The organism is Roseivivax sp. CAU 1761 (genome assembly GCF_054482755.1).
This window is the reverse complement of the sequence record NZ_JBTLRM010000062.1, coordinates 1-4,876: the sequence shown is the minus strand read 5'-3', so window position 1 is coordinate 4,876 and position 4,876 is coordinate 1. Positions and strand designations below refer to the sequence as shown.

At 71.0% G+C, this 4,876-nt stretch carries 3 protein-coding genes; all 3 read left to right on the top strand.

The features are described 5' to 3' along the window. Positions 1 to 93: 93 nt before the first annotated feature. The 3 genes from ACXYMW_RS19590 (at position 94) to ACXYMW_RS19580 (ending at position 4,744) form a co-directional block, all read left to right on the top strand. Complete coding sequence (locus tag ACXYMW_RS19590; protein WP_459037014.1) at positions 94 to 1,353, top strand: aspartate kinase; 1,260 nt, start codon at positions 94 to 96, stop codon at positions 1,351 to 1,353. A 30-nt stretch (positions 1,354 to 1,383) separates the two neighbouring features. Beyond that, a complete protein-coding gene (ptsP, locus tag ACXYMW_RS19585) occupies positions 1,384 to 3,624 on the top strand; it encodes a phosphoenolpyruvate--protein phosphotransferase (RefSeq protein WP_459037013.1) in 2,241 nt (746 codons plus the stop codon). Positions 3,625 to 3,712: 88 nt separating this feature from the next. Further along, entirely contained in the window at positions 3,713 to 4,744 is a 1,032-nt protein-coding gene (locus tag ACXYMW_RS19580) for a hypothetical protein (RefSeq protein ID WP_459037012.1), read from the top strand. Positions 4,745 to 4,876 lie beyond the last annotated feature (132 nt).

The window sequence follows — 4,876 nt, the reverse complement described above, 5'->3', positions numbered from 1 at the left end:
CGTGGCGCCCGCGGCGGAGCGGCGCGGGCGGGCCTTGCGCGCCCCGGGGCCGCCGCGTAAACCGGCGCCGATTCTGCGCCGGGACCCGTCATCATGCCCATTCTCGTTATGAAATTCGGCGGCACCTCGGTCGCCACGCCCGACCGCATCCGCCGCGCCGCCAAGCGCGTCGGCGTCGAGGTCGCCAAGGGCTACGACGTCATCGTCATCGTCTCGGCGATGGCCGGCAAGACCAACGAGCTGGTGGGCTGGGTCAACGAGATCTCGCCGTTCTACGACGCCCGCGAATACGACGCCGTGGTGTCCTCGGGGGAGAACGTCACCGCCGGGCTGATGGCGCTGACCCTGCAGGAGATGGACGTGCCGGCGCGCTCCTGGCAGGGCTGGCAGGTGCCGCTGCTGACCACCTCGGCGCATGGCGCGGCGCGCATCGAGGACATCCCGCCCGAGAACATCCGCCAGAAATTCGCCGAGGGCATGCGCGTCGCCGTGGTGGCGGGCTTCCAGGGGCTCTCGCCCGAGGGCCGCATCACCACGCTGGGGCGCGGCGGCTCGGACACCACCGCGGTGGCCTTCGCCGCCGCCTTCGAGGCCGAGCGCTGCGACATCTACACCGATGTCGACGGGGTCTACACCACCGATCCCCGGGTCTGCCAGAAGGCCCGCAAGCTCGACCGCATCGCTTTCGAGGAGATGCTGGAACTGGCCTCGCTGGGGGCCAAGGTGCTGCAGACGCGCTCGGTCGAGCTGGCGATGCGCTACAATGTGAAGCTGCGCGTGCTGTCGAGCTTCGAGGAACAGTCGGACGAGGCCGGCACGCTCGTCTGCGGAGAGGATCAGATCATGGAATCCAAGGTCGTATCGGGCGTCGCCTTCTCCCGCGAGGAGGCCAAGGTCACCATCGTCACCATCGAGGACCGGCCCGGCATCGCCGCGGCGATCTTCGGCACCCTGGCCGAGGCCGGGGTCAATGTCGACATGATCGTGCAGAACGTCTCGGAGAAGAACTACCAGGGCCATGCCGAGGGCGTCACCGACATGACCTTCTCCTGCCCGACCGATCAGCTCAAGCGCGCCCAGGCGGCGCTCGAGGCGGCGCGCGAGGCCGGCACGCTGGTCTATGACCGGCTCGAGGCCGAGACCGAGGTCGCCAAGGTGTCGGTGGTGGGCATCGGCATGCGCTCCCATGCCGGGGTCGCCGCCAAGATGTTCGAGACGCTTGCCCAGGAAGGCATCAACATCAAGGTCATTGCAACTTCCGAGATCAAGATTTCCGTGTTGATCGACCGGAAATACATGGAACTCGCCGTGCAGGCCCTCCATGATGCCTTCGAATTGGAGTCGGCAGGCTGACGTCGCGACCCAGGGGCAGCGAAGGGCGAGATGGCAGCTGAGGTCAGGGAATCGGAGAGTCGCAAGCTTCTCGGGCGGCTCAGGGACACCATGGCCGAAGAGGCTGCGGGCCAGGCCCGGCTCGACAAGATCACCCACCTGACCGCGGATTCCATGGGCACCGAAGTGTGCTCGATCTACCTGTTCCGCGATGCCGAGACGCTGGAGCTCTGCGCCACCGAGGGCCTGAAGGCCGCTGCCGTGCACCAGACCCGGATGCGCCTCGGCGAGGGGCTGGTGGGCCGGGTGGCGCGCGCCGGCGAGGTGGTCAACACCGCCGACGCGCCCGCCGCCCCGGGCTTCCGCTACATGCCCGAGACCGGCGAGGAGATCTATTCGAGCTTCCTCGGCGTGCCGATCCAGCGCCTGGGCGAGAAGCTCGGCGTGCTGGTGGTGCAGTCCCGCGAGGCCCGCAAGTTCACCGACGACGAGGTCTACGCGCTCGAGGTGGTGGCGATGGTGCTGGCCGAGATGACCGAGCTCGGCGCCTTCATCGGCGAGGGCGCGGCGCTCAAGGCGCGCCACACCGACCCGGCGATGTTCCGCGGCACTGCCGGGCAGGAGGGCGCCGCCGAGGGCCATGTCTGGCTGCACGAGCCGCGCGTCGTGGTCACCAACCTCGTCACCGACGATCCCGAAAAGGAACTGGCGCGCCTGCAGGAGGCGGTGGACAGCCTGCGGGTCAGCGTCGACGACCTCTTGGCCTCGGCCTCCGATCCCGAACAGGTGCAGGTCCTCGAGGCCTACCGCATGTTCGCCAATTCCAAGGGCTGGCTGCGCCGCATGGCGCAGGACATCGACCGCGGCCTGTCGGCCGAGGCGGCGGTCGAGAAGGAGCAGTCGGTGGCCCGCGCCCGGCTCAGCCAGGCCACCGACGCCTATCTGCGCGAGCGGCTGCAGGATCTCGACGACCTGTCGAACCGGCTGCTGCGTCTGCTCACCGGCCAGGGCGCCCAGACCGGCGCCGAACTGCCGCCCGATCCGGTGCTGGTGGCGCGCAATATCGGCCCCGGCGAATTGCTGGAATACGGCCGGGCGCTGAAGGGCGTGGTGCTCGAGGAGGGCTCGGTCGGCAGCCACGCGGCGATCGTGGCGCGGGCGCTGGCGATCCCGCTGGTGATCCATGCCGGGCGCATCACCACGGAGGCGCTGAACGGCGATCATGTGCTGATCGACGGCGACAACGGCATCGTCCACCTGCGGCCCGACGAGACCGTGGTCACCGCCTTCCGCGACAAGATGGCGATGCAGGCCGAGGCGCAGGAACGCTATGCCTCGATCCGTCACCGCGACTGCGTCACCCCCTGCGGCGCGCGCATCGCGCTGAACATGAATGCCGGGCTGATGGCCGACCTTCCGAGCCTCGCCGGCTCCGGCGCCGAAGGCGTCGGCCTGTTCCGCACCGAGTTGCAATTCCTGATCCGCAGCCAGATGCCCAAGCGCACCGAGCTGGCGGCGCTCTATGCCCGCGTGCTCGACGCCGCGCAGGGCAAGCGGGTGGTGTTCCGCACCCTCGACATCGGCTCCGACAAGGTGCTGCCCTACATGAAGCCCAACGACGAGCCCAACCCGGCGCTCGGCTGGCGGGCCATCCGCGTCGGGCTCGACCGCCCCGGCGTGCTGCGGATGCAGCTGCAGGCGCTGCTGCGCGCCGCCCGCGGCCGGCCGCTGTCGCTGATGTTCCCCTTCGTCGCCCAGCGCGAGGAATTCCGCGCCGCCCGCGCCGAAATGGACAAGGTGATCGCCCGCGAGCAGCGGCTCGGCCATGTGTTGCCGGAAAAGCTCGAGATCGGCGCCATGCTGGAGACGCCGAGCCTCGCCTACGCGCCGCGCTGCTTCTTCGAGGAGGTCGATTTCCTCTCCATCGGCGGCAACGATCTCAAGCAGTTCTTCTTTGCCGCCGACCGCGAGAACGAACGCGTGCGGCGGCGCTACGACACGCTCGACACCTCGTTCCTGATGTTTCTCTGCCGCATCGTCGACCGCTGCGCCGAATCCGGCACCCAGCTGTCGTTCTGCGGCGAGGATGCCGGCCGGCCGATCGAGGCGCTCTGCCTCGCCGCCATCGGCCTGCGCTCGCTGTCGATGCGGGCGCCGTCGATCGGGCCGGTCAAGCACCTGCTGCTGCGGACCCGGCTCGACGAGGTGCGCGCGGTGATCGACGCCGCCTGCGCCCGCGGCGACCGCAGCGCCCGGCCGGCGGTGATGGATTACCTGCGAGACCAATCCTGAACCGCCCTGCCCCGCATCCGACGGCGCGTTGCCCCCTGTTGCGGCCCCTGCTAACGTCCGCCCGCACGAGAGGCAGAGCAGCCCCCGGATGACCGCGCTCAACGAATACCAACGGCTCGAGGCGACCGGCCTCTGGCGCCCGGAGCCGGGTGTCCAGCGCCGCGAGGTCGTGGTCTCGCTGGGCGACGCGACGCTGACGATCAAGGATTTCAGCGACCGGGTGCTGGCGCATTGGTCGCTGGCGGCGCTGGAGCGGCGCGGGCCGCGGGCCCAGGACCCGGCGATCTACTCGCCCGACGGCGATCCCGGCGAGACGCTGGAACTGGCGGCCAGCGAGAAGGAGATGATCGCCGCGCTGGACCGCATCCTGCGGGCGCTCGACCAGTCGCGGCCGCGCCCCGGCAAGCTGCGCCACGTGCTGACCGCCCTGGCCGGGGCGGCGGTGCTGGGCCTGCTGGTCTTCTGGCTGCCGGGCGCGCTGCTCGACTATTCCACCCGGGTGGTGCCGCCGGCCAAGCGCACCGAGATCGGCAGCGCGCTGCTCGACCGGATCACCCGCGTCTCGGGCCAGCCCTGCAGCGCCGAGGAGGCGCGCGAGCCGCTGCGCCGCCTGGCCGCGCGGCTTCTGGGCGACCGCCGCCGCGACGCGCTGGTGGTGCTGCCCGAGGGGCTGCGCGACACCGCGCACCTGCCCGGCGGGCGCATCCTGATCAACCGCTCGCTGATCGAGCTGGCCGAGGATCCGGACGTGCCGGCGGGCTACATCCTGGCCGAGGCGGTGCGCGCCGCCAGCCGCGACCCGCTCGAGGAGCTGCTCAACCATGTCGGGCTGGTGGCGAGCCTGAAGCTGCTCACCACCGGGGCGCTGCCCGACGCGGCGCTCGACCGTTACGCCGAGCATCTGGTGGCCGAGCGCGAGACCCCGCCGGTGGCGCCGGACGTGCTGCTCGCGGCCTTCGCCAAGGCGGAGCTGCGCTCCAGCCCCTATGCCTATGCCCGCGACATCAGCGGCGAGCGCACGCTGCGGCTGATCGAGGCCGATCCGCGCGCCGGCGAGGGCAGCCGCCCGGTGCTGTCCGATGCCGATTGGGTGCGGCTGCAGGCGATCTGCGGCGGCTGACCGGCGCGCGTTCCTGCGGGAGAAACGGACGGCCCGGCGGCGTCTTGCAGGCCCGAATGCTCCGGAGGCCGCGCCCGGGCGCGGCGCGCCAACGCCCGCCCCACACCGCCATCCGGACACCGCACCCGACCC